Raw genomic sequence first — 15,325 nt, forward strand, 5'->3', positions numbered from 1 at the left:
AGCGCAGCCGCAGCACGGGCATCCTCGACCGGTCCGCGAGTGGACCTTGGCAGCCTCTGGGGGAAGCCGCGGCGAAGGTGCGGAGAGGCGGTCATGAAACGGTTGTTGTACGGCGGCCGGCAGGCGCTGGCGCACTACTGCCTGCGCCCGCTGTGGCGGTCCCTCGTGGCCTTCGGGTCCATGTACAGCGGCCCCGCGGTCTTTCACGAGCTGACGGCGTCCTCGTCGGCCCCGCACGAGGGTCCCTTCGCGCGCTACGCCCGCCAGCCGCAGCTGCCGGGGCCTGCAGGGCCGCCGCCCGCCCACCCCGAACAACTGCGCGAGGACCTTGCGCTCTCCGAGACGGAACGGCTGCTCGCCCGTGAGCTGTGGCCGGCGTACGACGCCGGACGGCAGGCTCCCGACGGCGCCTGACCCCCGACCCGAGCCGGCCCACGACCACGTTCACGCGCGCACCGGCTGCCGGCCCGGGACATCAGACGGTGGTGACGACCTCGTCGACGTCCAGGCGCGGGGAGCGCGGGAGGGAGGCGTTCTCGCCCGGCTTGCCGATGTTGACGACCATCAGCGGGGTGTGGTCGTCGTCGAGGAACTCCTTTTGGACGCCGGCGGCGTCGAAGCCGTTCATCGGTCCTGCGGCCAGGCCGGCGGCGCGGACGCCGACGATGAAGTACGCGGCCTGCAGCGCGCCGTTGAGCAGCGCGGACCGTTCGCGGACCGGGCGCTGGGCGTAGAACATGTCCTTGGCCTGCGGGAAGTGCGGGAGAAGCCTGGGCAGTTCCTCGTGGAACTCGTTGTCCGTGCAGAGCACCGCGACCAGCGGGGCGGCGGCGGTCTTTTGGCGGTTGCCCTCGGCCATGTGCTGGACCAGGCGTTCGCGGGCCTGGGGGGAGCGGACCAGGGTGATGCGCAGCGGCGACTGATTGAACGCGGTCGGACCGTACTTGACCAGGTCGTAGATCGCCCGGATCTGCTCCTCGGTCACCGGCTCGTCGGTGAACGTGTTGGCGGTACGGGCCTGGCGGAACAAGAGGTCCTGGGCGGCGGCGTCAAGGACAAGCGACATGGGTGCAGCCTTCCTGGTAGGGGCGGTGTCGGGCGCGGACGAACCGCTGGTGGCTCGCCGGGCCGCGTCCGGCGGGCTTCATGCGCTGCACGCCCTGCGTGCTCTGCCCAGCCGCGGTCATCGAGCGGCCGGCCGCGAAGACCATCCCTCGGGGCGAGGTACGAGGACGGACGCTTCGCCGTCGGGCCCGGCGCCGGGGTCGTTGCGGGCGCGGCATCTGTCCTTCAGCAGGCAGATGCCCAGCGCGACGACGCAGCGGAGCATGATCGGGGCGGCCAACGACAGCATGGTCAGCGGGTCACCGGTCGGTGCTGCGCGCGCGCAGAAGACGGAGATACCCGAGTTCTCCCCTCACCATTCGATCAGCGCGAAACCCGCTGCCATTCCGCCGCCGAAGCCGGCTACCAGGATCAGGTCGCCCGGGCGGAAAGCACCCGCGCGGGCGGCCGCGTCCAGGGTGATCGGGACGGAGGCGGCTCCCGTGTTGGCGTACTGCGTCAGCGTCCAGTGCATGGTGGCGCGGGACAGGGCCAACTCCGGGAAGACGGCGTCGAGCATGACACCGTTGGCCTGATGCGGGACGAAGTGGCTGATGTCGTCGGGTACGACACCGGCCTCGTGGAGGAACTGTTTGGCCAGCTGCGGCAGATGGTCCACGACGAAGCGGCGCACCGCTCGCCCGTCCATCGCGAAGTACTGCAGGCCGGCCTCGAGGGCGTCCTGGTCCAACGGCAGCCGGCTGCCGCCGGCGGGCACCTCGATCAGGCCCGAGGACTCACCGAACGAGTGCAGTGCGACATGCCGGACGCGCGAGCCCTCCCGGGCGGGGCCCAGGACCAGCGCGCCGGCACCGTCTCCGAACAGGACGACCGTCTTGCGGTCGGCCCGGTTCAGGATGCGCGAGTACAGGTCCGCACCGATGACCAGCGCATGGCCGCCGCTCCTGGCGAGCACGCCCTCGGCCGCCGACAGCGCGAAGACCACGCCGGAACAGACCGCGTTGACGTCGAACGCCGCCGCGCCGACCGCACCCAGGTGCTGCTGGACATAGACGGCTGTGGGCGGCTGGGGCCGGTCCGGAGTGGAGGTGGCGACCACGATCACGGCCAACTGGTCGGCGGTGATGCCGGCCGACTCCAGCGCGGCACGCGCCGCGGCCGCGGCCAGATCCGAGGTGGCCTGATGATCGGCGGCCCAGCGCCGTTCCCGGATCGCGGTCTTGCCGGTGATCCAGGCGTCGTCGACCCCGGCTACCGCACCGGCCTCATCATTGGAGACGACCCGGTCCGGCAGATAGGCACCTGTACCGAGGATCCTGACATCGCTCATGCGGCGGCCCTCCCTTCCAGTGGTGGGGAAATCGCTGTGCGAAGAGGCCGGCGGCTGCGCGGCCCTGACTGACCCGTACGTGGGCAGCCCGGGCGAGGCTGCCCACGTACCCGGGGGACTGGACGGCGCGCGCCCTAGCGCGTCTCGTAGATGCGCTTGTGGCCGCTGAGCGCGGCCAGCCGGAAGGGCCCGGTGGTCTGCGACGGGGTGGGGTGGTCGCCGCCGTCGGCCGGGAAGGACCGCTCGTGCAGTGCGCGGTAGCCGGCGTAGTCGACAGGCCGGCGCCGGGTGATCGCCTCGCGGTTCTCCTCGGTGCGCAGGTGCTCCCGGTAATTGGCGACGACGGTCCCGGCGAAGAACTCGGCGACGCTGCCGGAGCCATAGCTGAGGAAGCCGATGGACCGGCCGGTCAGGTCGTCCGCCTGGTCGAGCAACGAGGCGAGGCCGAGGTACAGCGACGCGGTGTAACTGTTGCCGATCACGCTGTTGTAGGCCGTGGTCTGCCCCAGCGCGCGCGCGATGTCGTCCTTGCCGGTGTCGTACCCGCAGTAATTCAGCAGGTGGCGGTGGGCCTTGTAGGCCATCTTCGTGAACGGCTGGTGGTAGCAGAACGCGGCGAACTCGTCGACCGAGCGGCCGTCCTGCTCCGCATAGTCCTTCCAGGCGCCTTCGACTGCCTGCAGATAGGCGTTGATGGACTCCTGCCCGTCGACCAGCGCGGCCTCACGGTAGTTCGGCCGCCAAAAGTCCATGACGTCGGCGGTGAACAGGCCGGAGGGATCCTCGATACGCATCAGGGCGGGACCCACGCCGACCAGCATGGCCACCGCCGCCGCGCCCTGGGTCGCCTCACCGGGGCTGTCCAGCTCGTACTTGGAGACGTCACTGGCGACCACGAGGACCTGCTGCGCGGGGTCACGCCGCACGAGGCCGATGGCGAACTGCAGGGCCGCCGTCGCCCCGTAGCAGGCCTGCTTCAGCTCGACGACCCGGCTGGCCGACGGCAGCCCGAGCAGTGAATGGACGTACACACCGGCCGACTTCGCCTGGTCGATCGACGACTCCGTCGCGAACACGACCGTCCGTATCCGGTCGGTGCCGTGCCGGGCGATGATGGGCGCGGCGGCAGCCGCGCCCATGGTCACGATGTCCTCGTCGGCGGCGGGAACACTCATCGACTCCTGGCCGATGCCCACATGGTATTTGCCGATTTCGGTGCCGTTGTATGCGGCGAGTGCCGTGTGCGGCAGGACGAACTCGGTTGTCGCGAACGACAGATCGTGAATTCCGATGGAGATGGACATGCCCTATGCACCAACCTTTGCGGTCTTGTTGTCGCGTTCCAGCTGGACGTGCGCACGCATGAGTTCACCCGGGTTCGTCTGTGCCGCGAGCAGCGAGAGTTCACCGCACAGCACCGTCGCCGCCGCGATGACGGCGAGCCGGCGCGCGTTCTCCCCGGGCGCACGCTCGGCCCTGCAGCCGAGCCGGGTCAGATTCGTCTCCACGAACCCCAGGCCCTTGCCGTTGCCCACCGTGCCCACGATCAGGTTCGGCAGCGTGCAGGAGAAATAGAGGTCGCCGTCCCGGTCCTCGGCCATCGTGACGCCCTGTGATCCTTCGACAATGTTGGCCGCGTCCTGGCCCGTCGCCAGATAGAACCCGAGCAGCATGTTCGCGAAGTGGGCGTTCGCCGAGCGGATACCGCCGGCGAGCAGGGTCCCGAGCAGGTTCTTGCGGATATTCAGCTCGACTATCTTGGCGGCCGACGTGCGCAGTACATCGGACACCAGGTCACGCGGCACGAGCAGCTCCGTGACCACGTTCTTGCCGCGTCCGAGGATGCCGTTGATCGCGGTTGCCTTCTTGTCCGTGCAGTAGTTTCCCGAAATCGATCCGTAGGAAATTCCCGGAACACTGTGCAGCAGGTGCTTCAGGAGCGCATCGGACGCGAGCGTCGCCATGTTGTGCCCGGACGCGTCGCCGGTGCTGAACTCGAACCGGATGAACAGCAGGTTGGCCGTGATCTCGTGCCGGATGCCGATCAGCTCGGCGTACCTGCTGCAGCTGCGCACCACGTCGCGAAGCTCGTCGATCCGCGCATGGATGGTCTGCGCGGCCGCATACGCGGTGGGCGCGTCCGTCGCCTCCACGAGCACCGAACGCGTCATCCGCTCGTCGACGAGGGTGGCGACGATGCCCTGCTCGGCCAGCATGGACAACTTCGCGCCACGGCCCACGGAGGGCCACAGCGGCGACTCGTAGGTGGCGAGCGGTACTTGGGTCTCGATGCTGGCGATGTTCCCCGAGATGCGAAGGGGCCCCACCCACTTCATCGGGACCCCGGCTATCGCGTGTGCATCAGTCATCGTGTGCTTCCCGTCATCTCGTTAAGGGCCTCGAGGGAGCTGGAACGCTGGGCGAATCGCCGCGTCTCGATGCCCCGGTCGGCGCAGAAGGAACGAAGGGCGCCGTGGATCAGCAGATCGCAGCGCGTGAGGTCTGCGGGGGTACGCGCGCCGAGCATGGTCTGCAGTGCCGTCAGCTGGTCGAGCCACGTCGTGATCTGCGCGACCAGCGCCGGTACGCCGCCGTCGAGCAGTGTGCGCAAAAATCCCCCGGACGCTCCGACGGCGCAGGCGCCCAGTGCCAGCGCGCGGGCGGCATCGAGCGGGTTGCGCACGCCGCCGGAGGCGAGTACGGGGATGCCGACGCCCTGCGCGTCCAGCAGGCAGGCGGCGGTGGACTGTCCCCAGCCGTGCAGGAAGGCGTAGTCGGCGAGCTCCCGCCGGCCGTTCTCGATGCGGGCGAAGTCCGTGCCGCCCCGGCCGCTGACATCCGCCACCCGCACACCCAGGTTCTGCAGCGTCAGGACGGTTTCACGGCTCAGCCCGTTGCCGACCTCCTTGACGATCACAGGGACGTCGACCGCCGCTGCGATCTTCTCGATCTGCGGGACCCAGGACGCGAACGACCGGTCGCCCTCCGGCATCGCCGTTTCCTGCGCCGTGTTGAGGTGGATCTGCAGGGCGTCGGCCTGCAGCAGGTCGATGCCGCGCCGCGCGTTGTCGACCGATGCCGTCGCGTTGACGTTCGCCATGACGAACCCGTCCGGGTTCTCCTGGCGCAGTACGCGGAACGTGTCGGCGCACGAGGGGTCCTTGAAGTAGGCGTTCAGGGATCCCGACGCGATGGGCACGCCGGTCTCACGGGCGGCGATGGCCAGGTCCCGGTTGATGACACCGGTGTTGACGCTGCCGCCGGTCATCGCGTTGATGTAGAGCGGCGCCTGCCAGGAGATCCCGGCGAAGGCCGTGGCCAGGGACACATCCGGCCGGTCGATGCCGGCCAGGGCGTGGTGGACGAACGACACCTCGTCGAACTCGTTGATTCCGCTGCGTGTGTGCTGCTGCTCGATGGCGAGCCGGACGTGGTCGTCCTTGCGTTGAGCGCTCATTCCTCGATCCCTTCCATGGCGGGACGGATGGGCAGGGGCAGCACCCCGGCCGCGGCCCACCGTTGCCGTACCTGCGAGATGTCGTGCGGAGCCTGTGCGTCCAGCAGCGCGATGCCGCAGTCGCCGCCCCCTGCCCCCGAGGGCTTGGCCGCACCGCCGACGCCCTCGGCGGCGTCGCACAGCGCCGTCAGCTCGGCCGTGAAGATGCCGAGGCCGACCTCGTCGTCCAGGCGGGCCAACTCCTGCCGGGCCCGCCGGATCTGGTGCAGCAGGCCCGGGCCGTCGCCTGCCTCGAGCGCCGTGATCGAGGCGCGTACCACGTCGGTGGTGGCCTGCACGAACTTCTGGTGCGAGGCGCTGCCCCGCCAGTTCCGCCGGTGCAGGCCGGACACGAGGGACGCGGTGGAGGCCGGTTTTCCGGTCCAGCCGACCTCCAGGCACAGGCCGGCCGGCGGCGGCAGCCGGCGTACCTCGAAACCGGGCCAGGGTGTGCGCAGCACTTCCTCGACACCCCGGCGGCGGGCCAGGTCGAGCACGAAGGCCCGGTCGGGCGCCTGATACGCGATCCAGCCGCCCCACGTACTGGCGGCGAGATCACCGCCGGAGCCTTTGGGGTCGATCCGGGCCGTGGCGAGCATGGCCAGGCGGAACCGGGTGTCGGGCGACAGCTCCAGTGCGCAGAAGGCCGCGACGGCCGCCACGGTCGCCACGGTCACCGCGCCACTGGAACCCAGACCGAACTTCCTGCCGCCCTCGTGCAGGCGGCTGCTGACCGAGACGCTCAGCGCGGGAACGGGCAGGCCGCGTCCGGCCAGCAGCCGGCCCACGACCTCGATCGCCGACACCACGTGGGCCAGGGCGCCGCGCGCCCGCCGCTCGTCGTCCGCGCCGCAGACGACGAGCCCGCCGTCGTGCCAACGCCATCGCACCGACTGAGGACCGAGGTCGGAGGAGATCACGACGCCGGCTTCGCCGGAGCCGGAGCCGGAGCCGGAGCCGGAGCCGGAGCCGGTGCCGGACACGGTGACGGTGACCTGTCGGTCGACCGCCACCAGGATCGCCGGGTTCCCGGGCTCCACCACCGCGTACTCGCCCGCGACGAACAACTTGCCCGGCGCATGGCGGACAACCGTGCGCTGAGGCGTCATCATCCGCCCTCGTTCAGCAAGCGGGCGCCGGGCCCCGGCCCGGCGACGAGAACCGTGCCCTGCGGGACGGCGCCGCGGACGACCTCGGCCACCCGCTGCGCATCCCTACGACGGCAGAGCACCTTCACGTTCGGCCCGGCGTCCATGGTCGCGTAGGCCGCCACTCCCTCCCGCCTGAGCTGCAGCACGCTGTCGAGCACGGTGACCGTGGCCGACGACAGGTACCGCACCGCAGGGCGCGCCGCCAGCATGGTCGCGTGCATGCCGAGCGCGTTGCGCTCCGCGATCTCCCCCACCGCGTCGAGGTCCCCCCGCCGCAGCGCCGCCCGCATGTCCGCCAGGTCGTCCTTGCTGGAGGCGGCCCACGGCTGGTACAGCGGCGACGTATCGACGGTCCGGCGCATGGCCTCACGGCTGGAGACGGCCTTGGGCCCCGCGTTGACCACGGCGATGACCAGCGCGGGGTCGATGGCTGCCGCGGGCACCGGCTCGGCGTACGAGCTGAGGTCCGCGTCCGTGGCCGTGCCGGTGTCCCGGCCGGCGTGCCAGAGGGCGAAACCACCGAAGACCGACCGCGACGCCGACCCGGACCCGCGCCGGGCCAGGCGGGACAGTTCGGTGGCGTCGAGATCGAGCCCGTACGCGGCGGCGGCGGCGACGGCGAGGGCGGCGAACCCACTGGCGGAGGACGCCAGGCCCGCCCCCGTGGGAACGGTGTTCCTGGTGTCCACGACGGCCCGCTGGGGGAGCCCGGCCATGTCCCGCACCAGCTCCAGGAACGCGGTGATGCGTCGCTGTGCCTCGCCCGTCGCGGGCACGCCGCCCAGCGTCGCCTCGTCGTGCCCGGCCTCGGGATCGAGCCGGACCCGGGTGGTCGTCGGAAAGATGTCCAACGTCATCGACAGGCTGTCGGTCCAGGGAAGGACAAGCCGCTCATCGCGCTTGCCCCAGTACTTGATCAGCGCGATGTTCGGGTGCGCGACGGCGGTGGCACTTCCTGCGGAGCCCTGCTCCAGCGGTCGCACCACAGTGGTCGGGTGTTCACGGCGCATGGTTGTCGAGCCCCTTCAGCGGTACGACCCACGTCTGTACGGCGCCGGCTTCGTGCAACTGCCGGGTGACCTCCCGGGCATGCTCCGGCTGGGTCAGTGCGATCACACAGCCGCCCAGGCCGCCTCCGGTGACCTTGGCTCCGAGGCTGCCTGCCCTGAGCGCGGCCGCGACCAGTGCGTCTATCTGGTCGGTACTGAGTCCGGCCGCAAGGAGAAGTTCGTGGTAGTCCGTGAGCCGCGCGCCGAGTTCCTTCGGCCTGCCGTCGGCGAGGGCCTGCCTGGCCGCCTCCGTCAGCTCCGACGCACGGCGCACGAACCTCTCCTGCGCTCCGGCATGGCGCTGGAATCCCGCACTCAACAACTCGACCGCTTCTTTGGTGCTGCCCGCGACGCCACTGTCCGCGATGATGAACAAGCCGTCGCAGCCGATGCTCAGTTCCCGGGTCTGGCCCGCCTGGAACAGCAGCGGGCGGGACGCGCCGACGGCCATGGCATCGACGCCGCTGGCCCGGCCATGCGCCATGTTCTCGGCCGTTTGCACCAGGTCGAACGCCGTGCTCTCCGTCAGTTCGCGGCCGAAGAGATCGGCAAGGGCGAAGGCGATCGCGCGCGAGGTCGCCGCGCTGGAGCCGAGCCCCCGGCCGGGCGGGATCGCACCGTCAAGGATCACGTCGAGGTGCGGCCCGCCTGCCACGCCCATTCTCGCCTTGAATTCTGCGGTCAGCCGGCGCATACCGTCGGAGGCTTGCGTCACCATCGCCCTCGACGGGGAACCGGTCATCGTGAAGGACAAGTCGCCCTGATTGTCGGAGGTGTGGGAAGACCACCCGGCGCTTGCCGTGACCGTGAGCTGCGGAATCGGAAGAGCGAGCGCCGGAGCTCCGTAGACGACCGCATGCTCCCCCAGCAGGATGGCCTTGGCATGGGCGCGACCGGTGCCGACCGAGCGGGCCCGGTGGCTTTCTGATGCCCCCTCCACTGAGGTCGGCAGAGTCAACGCACTCAGCTCCCTTTGTCTTTTCTGCATGGAGATCCCGTCATTGGGATGGAGATCGCATGGTCATGGAGATCACATGGTCATGGGGATCGCATGGTCCGGAGTTCTGAAAAGGAATGCAGCAGGACGTCACAGGACGTCAGATGCGGCCGTATCCCCAAGGGCACGCTGCTCTTGCGGATACGGCCGCTCCGGATGAACGGCAAGCCGTCACGCGACGCTGCCTCTGCGATGGCACGGAGCGTCAACCGCCGCACGCAACAGGGAGCTTCGTCGGCCGGGTATCGAGACTGCCGGCGCTACGTCAGCGAAGGCATCCACGCCCCTGGCCCCACATGCGCCGGCGCTGGAGGCCGAGTTGGCTTTCGTGAGCATCGGGACGGTTTTGCCTACGCGTGGCAAGACCGTCGTATGCCGCGTCGGTTGGGCATCGAGGCACCCCGGGCAAGCGATTGATCGGATGCGGAAGGAGGCTGGTGCCGTACGCGCACGGATCCGGTCTGTCTCGCGCAGAGGGGCGGGCACGACACGCGATCCACTGCCTCGCAGCAACTTTTGGGCAGGGTAGACGTGGGTAAATAGTGACACGGGGGTGCCCTCACGCCAACAGCGCTCCGAAGTGACCTGCGTCACTCCAGGCGGGGTCGAGTCGCGCATCGCACCGGGAGGGGCGCCTTCGGGCGGATACTGCGGGCCGCCCGGGCGAACGCCGAGGCGGCTGGGGGGACTTCGGCTGGCCGGTATGGGCCGGCTCCATCGTCGTCCGCGCCCGCCGGCGCGCCGCCGGGGCCCAAAAAAGGGGGCATGCAAAGAGGCCGGCCCGCCGCTCGCCTTCGCCCTGACGGGCGGGAATACCAGCGACACCAAGGCCTTCCAGTCCTCACCCTGCCACCCGGGACGTGGGACGGTCGCGCCCGGGACCGTCCGGGCCGACGCGGGGCACTGAGGCGGCCTCCGCGCGGCGGTGAACTGGGGTGGAGCGCCGCGGCTGCCGCGGCTGAGCCGGTCGCGCATCCGGCGGCGTTCGACGACGGTCTCACCGGCGGGTTCGACGGCGATGCGGGCGGCATCGCGGGGGCGGCGCCTGCGAGCGGAACGCGTCGGGGGTGGCCCGGCCGGGCGCGGAGAGCCGGTGCTCGGCCGCATCGTCAGCCCGGACAGAGGCCGCTGGCCCCGTGTCCCGGGCCGCCGTCAGCGGCCTGGCCCGCAGCGAGAAGGCCGGTGGACGGCCGTCGGAAGGCACGTGGGGCTCCGGCGCTCTGCCGGGGCATCGCGAAGACCGGGCCCTGCCGCGGCCGCACGCCCGTGGCGTCGGGTCAGGGCCGACGCTGCCGGGCGATCTCCGTGAGTTCCTCGATGTCGAACTCCGAGCGACGGTGAGGTGCGCCGTAGCGCGTTATCTTCCCGCGGCTTACCCACTTGCGGATGGTCGCTTCGGACACACCCACGGCGAGTGCGGCCACTTTGGTGGGGACGAGCCTGTGGCTCGGTGGTTTGATCATGCGGTGACACCCTTTCGCCGCCGCTCCATGAGTTCCCTGAGGGTGAGCCACTCGCATATTTCCCATGAATGCCCTGAAGAGCAGGTGATGCTGCTGCTTCCCGCACTCCCGCTGCTCTGGGGTGAGGCGCTGATCGTCCCGGGGCAGTTGTCCACGACGCATTTTCTGATGAGCGTGTGGAGATCACTTGGGTCGGGATCGATCGTCTGGCGCAATTCAACGACGAGACTCTCGATTTCGTCCGCAAAGTCGACCGCGGGGGACTGGGCGGTGAGCCACTCCAGGTGCAGCGTGAGAAATCGCGCCAAGTGGGGCACGGTACGAGGCGGGGCCGTGGTTCCGAGCTTTTCCACGACCATTCCCGACCATGACTCGAGAATGGCGAAAATGTTATGACGGGTGTCGAGTGCCGAGATGTCCAGGTAATCCAGTTTTCGACTTCCCGAAACTTTTGTCGGGTTTGTTTGCCTGGATGTCGGCGAAACCTGGTGCAGGCATTCCTGGTGGAGGCCAGGGAGTGCGCGCAGGCTGCGTTCCGCCCGCCTGATGCAGGCAGCGCAGAGGATGGACCCGGCGGCGGCGCGGCTTTCCTGAGTGTGGCTTCTCGGGCATGGGTGAAACTTCATCGAAGCTCCTTCATGAGGCGGCGGCTCGCCCCGCAACCGCTGTAAAACGCATGGATTTCCCGTGCCGATTGCGGCAGTTAATTCAGTTCTTTTCCTGTCCGTGGTCGACCGTGTCTGCAGGGGAATTCCACATCCGCTCTGGTGTCCTGGTCCGGTAAGGCTGTTCGAGTCCCGGCGAGCAGTCCAATTACACCGACCAGCGACTCGAGTCCCGATACAGCCTCGTTGGGGTCGGCTTGCGGAGGCGGCTCGCGGGCTCCGCACCGGCGGCCACCGCCTTCCGGCACTGTTCCGCTCCCGCTCCTCAAGTCCGCTTCCACCCGGAACCGAGCCTTGGTTGAGCGCCTGCCCCGACGGTGGCGGAGGAAGGAGGCACTGTGGACGGTACGCACGGAGGCGAACGCGCAGTCAGCAGCAGGCTCCTCGCAGGGCCGCTGGTCAGCGCAGCCGCTCAGTTCCCCTCGGGTGACCCATCGTCACCCGGCCGCCCGGACACCCGCGAACCCGCCCCGCCGGCCGACAACGGCACCACGGCACACCTGGAGGTGTGTCTCGTCGGCGCCGGCCCCAGGGGCCTGTCCGTACTGGAACGGCTCTGTGCGCAGGAACGGAAGTCGCCCCGCTGGGACACCGTCACCGTGCATGTCGTCGACCCGGACCCGCCGGGCTCGGGGCGGGTGTGGCGCCCTGCACAGTCCCGGCACCTGCTGATGAACACCGTCGCCTCCCAGGTGACGGTCTACACCGACGCCAGCGTCCGCATCGACGGTCCGCTGGAGGAGGGGCCGAGCCTGTACGAGTGGGCCAAGGCCCTGGAGCCGGGCACGCTCGATCCCGGCCCGCAGGCCGCCTACGACGAGATCCTCGCCGAGGCGCGCGGCCTCGGCCCCGACGCCTATCCCACCCGCGCGCTCTACGGCTGCTATCTGACATGGGCGTTCCGGCGGGTCGTCGCGAACGCCGCCGCGCACATGAGGGTGCGCACGCATCCCGTACGGGCCGTCGCCCTCGAGGACGCGGGCCCCGGAACCCCGGACGCGGGGACGCAGACGGTCGTACTCGAGGACGGCACCCGGCTGACCGGCCTGTCCGCGGTCGTCCTCGCCCAGGGCCACGTACCGGTTCGGCCCACCGACACGGAACGAGAGCTGACCGACTTCGCCGCCCGGCACGGGCTGACCTACCTGGCCCCCGCCAACCCGGCCGACGTGGACCTGTCGGGCATCCAGCCCGGCCAGAGCGTGCTGCTGCGCGGGCTCGGGCTCAACTTCTTCGACTACATGGCGCTGTTCACCCACGGCCGCGGCGGCGTCTTCACCCGCGTCGGCGGCCGCCTGGTCTACCGGCCCTCTGGCCGCGAGCCGGGCCTGTACGCGGGGTCCCGGCGCGGTGTGCCCTACCAGGCGCGCGGCGAGAACGAGAAGGGCGCCCACGGGCGCTACTTACCCCGGCTCCTCACCGCCGGGTACATCGCTGCGCTGCGCGCCCGGGACACCCGCGGCGCGGCCATCGACTTCGCCGCCGACCTGTGGCCGCTGATCTCCAAGGAGGTGTGCGGTGTCTACTACGCGACCCTGCTCGCGGCACGCGGCGAACCCGCCTCGGCCTGCGAGGAGTTCACGGAGCGGTATCTGCACGCCGAGCCGGGCCAGGCCGAGGACCGGCTCCTCGAAGAGGCCGGGATCGAGGCGGCCGAGCGCTGGGACTGGCAGCGCGTCGCCCGCCCCTACGACACCCGCGCCCTGCGCGGCCCGGCAGCCTTCCGCGGCTGGCTGCGTGACCACCTCGACGAGGACGTCCGCCTGGCCCGCCAGGGCAACGTCAGCGGACCGGTCAAGGCCGCACTCGACGTCCTGCGAGACCTGCGCAACGAGGTGCGGCTCGCCGTCGACCACGCCGGCCTGACCGCCGCGTCCCACCGCGACGACCTCGAGCGCTGGTACACACCGCTCAACGCCTATCTGTCCATAGGCCCCCCGGCGTCCCGCATCGAGGAGATGGCCGCGCTCATGGACGCGGGCGTCCTGGAGGTGACCGGCCCCGGACTGCGCGTCACCGCCGACCCGCACGGCCCGCTCGGCCCCTGTTTCACCGGTACGTCGAGCGAGATACCGGACGTGCGGGTGCGGGCCACGGTGCTCATCGAGGCCCGCCTGCCCGAAATCGATCTGCGGCGCACCGCGGACCCCCTGATGAGCCGGCTGCTGCGCACCGGGCAGTGCCGTCTGTACCGCATCCCCTGCGGAGAAGGCGGCACCGGCGACGACGGCACGGGCGGCGCGGACTACGAGACCGGGGGCCTCGCCGTGTCCGAGCGGCCCTACCACCTGATCGACGCCCGGGGCGTACCGCATCCACGGCGCTTCGCCTACGGGGTGCCCACCGAGTCCGTGCACTGGGTGACCGCCGCGGGCATCAGACCCGGCGTCGGCTCGGTCACCCTGGAGGACTCCGACGCCATCGCGGCGGCAGTCCTCGCCGTATCCGAACTGCCGCCTCTGCCAGCACCGTTGAACACCCCTGCGACAGGCCGGACGGCCTCCACCACGATCACGCCCCCGAACGCGAAGGCAGGCGCATGACCTCCCTGCACGAATCCCCGCGGACGGGAACCCTGCCCGCCCATCTGGACGCCGGGCTGCTCTCACCGGTCCGGGCGGGCACCCCCGTCGAGGCGGCCGTGGGCGACCGCGCCTGGCTGCAGGCGATGCTCGACGCGGAGGCGGGCCTGGCCCGCGCCCAGGCCCGCTGCGGCACGGTGCCCCTGCACGCGGCCGAGGCCATCACGGCCGCCGCCCGCGCCGACCTGCTGGACGTACGCGAGCTGGCACTGGCCGCGCGGGAGACCGCGAACCCGGTCGTGGGCCTGGTCAAGGCGCTGACCGCGGTGGTCGCGGAGCGTTCACCGCAGGCTGCCGAATACGTGCACCGCGGCTCGACCAGCCAGGACGTCTTCGACACCGGCGCGATGCTGGTGGCCGCACGCGCGCTGCGCCTGATCGTCGCCGATCTGCGGGCCGTGGCCGCCGCTCTGGCCGGCCTGGCGGCCGCGCACCGGGACACCGTGATGGCGGGCCGCACCCTGGCCCTGCACGCCGTGCCCACCACCTTCGGCCTCAAAGCGGCCGGATGGCGCCAACTGGTCCTGGACGCCGCCGAGCGCCTCGAACGGATCGCCCACGGCGGGCTTCCGGTGGCGCTCGGCGGCGCGGCGGGAACACTGGCCGGCTATCTGCAGCACGCGGGGGAGGGCGCCGACCCCGCGGCCGTACTCGACGAACTCGGCGCCGCCTTCGCCGCCGAGACGGGCCTGGCCACCCCCGTACTGCCCTGGCACGCCCTGCGCACCCCCGTCGCCGACCTGGCCGCCGCCCTCGCCCACACGGCCGGGGCCCTCGGCAAGATCGCCGCAGATGTGCTGGTGCTCACCCGTACCGAGGTCGGCGAAGTGGCCGAGCCCGCGGTCGCCGGGCGAGGGGCCTCCTCGGCGATGCCGCACAAGCGCAACCCCGTACTCGCGACCCTGATCCGCTCCGCCGCCCTCCAAGTGCCCGCCCTGGCCACCGTGCTGATGCAGTGCCTGCTGGCCGAGGACGAGCGCTCGGCCGGAGTGTGGCACGCCGAGTGGCAGCCGCTGCGCGAATGCCTGCGGCTCACCGGCGGAGCCGCGCACACGGCCGTCGAACTCGCCCAGGGGCTCACCGTCCACCCGGAGCGGATGCGCGCCAACCTCGACGCGACCGGCGGGCAGCTCGTCTCCGAGCGGGTCTCGGCCGTCCTGGCGCCGCGCCTGGGCAAGGCGGCCGCCAAGGAACTGCTGACGCAGGCCTCACAGCTCGCCGCCCAGACCGGCCGGCCGCTGGCCGACGTGCTGGCCGAACTCCCCCAGCTCGCCGGCGTGCTGAGCCGGGGCGAGGCGGCTGCTCTGCTCGACCCGGCCGGCTACACCGGCGCCGCCGGTCCTCTGGTCGACCGGGCGCTCACCGCACCGGAGCGCGCACGGACCCCGGCGCCCTAAGCAGGACAAGCGGGCGCCGGACGGGCGCGGTCCGGATGGGTCTCTCGTTCGCGTCGTACCCGGGCCCCCGCGCCGCGAGAGACGAGGTGGGTGCGCCGTCGCCCGCCGGCAGGACGCCGCGTGCCGCGGC

Annotated in this window: 13 protein-coding genes; 3 read left to right on the forward strand and 10 right to left on the reverse strand. The window is 71.0% G+C overall.

Annotation, left to right across the window (positions count from 1 at the left end; translation table 11 throughout):
* The first annotated feature begins 93 nt into the window (after window positions 1-93).
* On the forward strand, window positions 94-414 hold the full coding sequence (locus ACFYWY_RS26030; protein ID WP_389190427.1) for a DUF6059 family protein: 321 nt from the start codon (window positions 94-96) through the stop codon (window positions 412-414).
* A gap of 61 nt (window positions 415-475) precedes the next feature.
* Here ACFYWY_RS26030 and ACFYWY_RS26035 read toward each other — a convergent pair whose 3' ends face one another.
* From ACFYWY_RS26035 to ACFYWY_RS26080, 10 genes are all read right to left on the reverse strand, one after another.
* Window positions 476-1,066, reverse strand: coding sequence for a malonic semialdehyde reductase (locus tag ACFYWY_RS26035; RefSeq protein ID WP_389190428.1), 591 nt, complete (start codon window positions 1,064-1,066; stop codon window positions 476-478).
* Between the two features lie 351 nt (window positions 1,067-1,417).
* Window positions 1,418-2,395, reverse strand: a complete 978-nt coding sequence (locus tag ACFYWY_RS26040) for a 3-oxoacyl-ACP synthase III family protein (RefSeq protein WP_389190429.1) — start codon at window positions 2,393-2,395, stop codon at window positions 1,418-1,420.
* A 134-nt stretch (window positions 2,396-2,529) separates the two neighbouring features.
* Window positions 2,530-3,699 carry a hydroxymethylglutaryl-CoA synthase gene (locus ACFYWY_RS26045; protein WP_389190430.1) on the reverse strand — a complete coding sequence of 390 codons (1,170 nt, stop codon included), beginning with the start codon at window positions 3,697-3,699 and terminating at the stop codon, window positions 2,530-2,532.
* Between the two features lie 3 nt (window positions 3,700-3,702).
* A complete protein-coding gene (locus tag ACFYWY_RS26050; protein WP_389190431.1) occupies window positions 3,703-4,764 on the reverse strand; it encodes a hydroxymethylglutaryl-CoA reductase in 1,062 nt (353 codons plus the stop codon).
* Complete coding sequence (gene fni, locus ACFYWY_RS26055; protein ID WP_389190432.1) at window positions 4,761-5,852, reverse strand: type 2 isopentenyl-diphosphate Delta-isomerase; 1,092 nt, start codon at window positions 5,850-5,852, stop codon at window positions 4,761-4,763. Before fni ends, ACFYWY_RS26050 begins: the two co-directional genes overlap by 4 nt.
* The gene (locus tag ACFYWY_RS26060; RefSeq protein WP_389190433.1) at window positions 5,849-7,003 is read right to left on the reverse strand and encodes a phosphomevalonate kinase; all 1,155 of its coding nucleotides are present in this window, start codon (window positions 7,001-7,003) and stop codon (window positions 5,849-5,851) included. The genes fni and ACFYWY_RS26060 overlap by 4 nt, the downstream gene beginning before the upstream one ends.
* A complete protein-coding gene (gene mvaD, locus ACFYWY_RS26065) occupies window positions 7,000-8,052 on the reverse strand; it encodes a diphosphomevalonate decarboxylase (RefSeq protein ID WP_389190434.1) in 1,053 nt (350 codons plus the stop codon). The genes ACFYWY_RS26060 and mvaD overlap by 4 nt, the downstream gene beginning before the upstream one ends.
* On the reverse strand, window positions 8,042-9,049 hold the full coding sequence (gene mvk, locus ACFYWY_RS26070) for a mevalonate kinase (protein WP_389190435.1): 1,008 nt from the start codon (window positions 9,047-9,049) through the stop codon (window positions 8,042-8,044). The genes mvaD and mvk overlap by 11 nt, the downstream gene beginning before the upstream one ends.
* Before the next feature lie 1,316 nt (window positions 9,050-10,365).
* A complete protein-coding gene (locus ACFYWY_RS26075) occupies window positions 10,366-10,551 on the reverse strand; it encodes a hypothetical protein (protein ID WP_389190436.1) in 186 nt (61 codons plus the stop codon).
* Window positions 10,548-11,177: a hypothetical protein gene (locus tag ACFYWY_RS26080; protein WP_389190437.1), complete on the reverse strand. Its 630-nt coding sequence runs from the start codon at window positions 11,175-11,177 to the stop codon at window positions 10,548-10,550. Before ACFYWY_RS26080 ends, ACFYWY_RS26075 begins: the two co-directional genes overlap by 4 nt.
* 545 nt (window positions 11,178-11,722) lie before the next feature.
* On the opposite strand from ACFYWY_RS26080, the gene ACFYWY_RS26085 reads away from it, so the two are divergent.
* Entirely contained in the window at window positions 11,723-13,759 is a 2,037-nt protein-coding gene (locus tag ACFYWY_RS26085; protein WP_389190460.1) for an FAD/NAD(P)-binding protein, read from the forward strand.
* The gene (pcaB, locus tag ACFYWY_RS26090; RefSeq protein ID WP_389190438.1) at window positions 13,756-15,195 is read left to right on the forward strand and encodes a 3-carboxy-cis,cis-muconate cycloisomerase; all 1,440 of its coding nucleotides are present in this window, start codon (window positions 13,756-13,758) and stop codon (window positions 15,193-15,195) included. Before ACFYWY_RS26085 ends, pcaB begins: the two co-directional genes overlap by 4 nt.
* The last annotated feature ends 130 nt before the right edge of the window (window positions 15,196-15,325 follow it).

Origin of the sequence: Streptomyces sp. NPDC002870, assembly GCF_042888505.1 — a bacterium.
GTDB lineage: Bacteria > Actinomycetota > Actinomycetes > Streptomycetales > Streptomycetaceae > Streptomyces.

Bases quoted from the DNA above. Each gene is read 5' to 3' on its own strand.
- ACFYWY_RS26030 (WP_389190427.1), top strand. From the start codon at position 94: ATGAAACGGTTGTTGTACGGCGGCCGGCAGGCGCTGGCGCACTACTGC.
- ACFYWY_RS26035 (WP_389190428.1), bottom strand. From the start codon at position 1,066: ATGTCGCTTGTCCTTGACGCCGCCGCCCAGGACCTCTTGTTCCGCCAG.
- ACFYWY_RS26040 (WP_389190429.1), bottom strand. From the start codon at position 2,395: ATGAGCGATGTCAGGATCCTCGGTACAGGTGCCTATCTGCCGGACCGG.
- ACFYWY_RS26045 (WP_389190430.1), bottom strand. From the start codon at position 3,699: ATGTCCATCTCCATCGGAATTCACGATCTGTCGTTCGCGACAACCGAG.
- ACFYWY_RS26050 (WP_389190431.1), bottom strand. From the start codon at position 4,764: ATGACTGATGCACACGCGATAGCCGGGGTCCCGATGAAGTGGGTGGGG.
- fni (WP_389190432.1), bottom strand. From the start codon at position 5,852: ATGAGCGCTCAACGCAAGGACGACCACGTCCGGCTCGCCATCGAGCAG.
- ACFYWY_RS26060 (WP_389190433.1), bottom strand. From the start codon at position 7,003: ATGATGACGCCTCAGCGCACGGTTGTCCGCCATGCGCCGGGCAAGTTG.
- mvaD (WP_389190434.1), bottom strand. From the start codon at position 8,052: ATGCGCCGTGAACACCCGACCACTGTGGTGCGACCGCTGGAGCAGGGC.
- ACFYWY_RS26075 (WP_389190436.1), bottom strand. From the start codon at position 10,551: ATGATCAAACCACCGAGCCACAGGCTCGTCCCCACCAAAGTGGCCGCA.
- ACFYWY_RS26080 (WP_389190437.1), bottom strand. From the start codon at position 11,177: ATGAAGTTTCACCCATGCCCGAGAAGCCACACTCAGGAAAGCCGCGCC.
- pcaB (WP_389190438.1), top strand. From the start codon at position 13,756: ATGACCTCCCTGCACGAATCCCCGCGGACGGGAACCCTGCCCGCCCAT.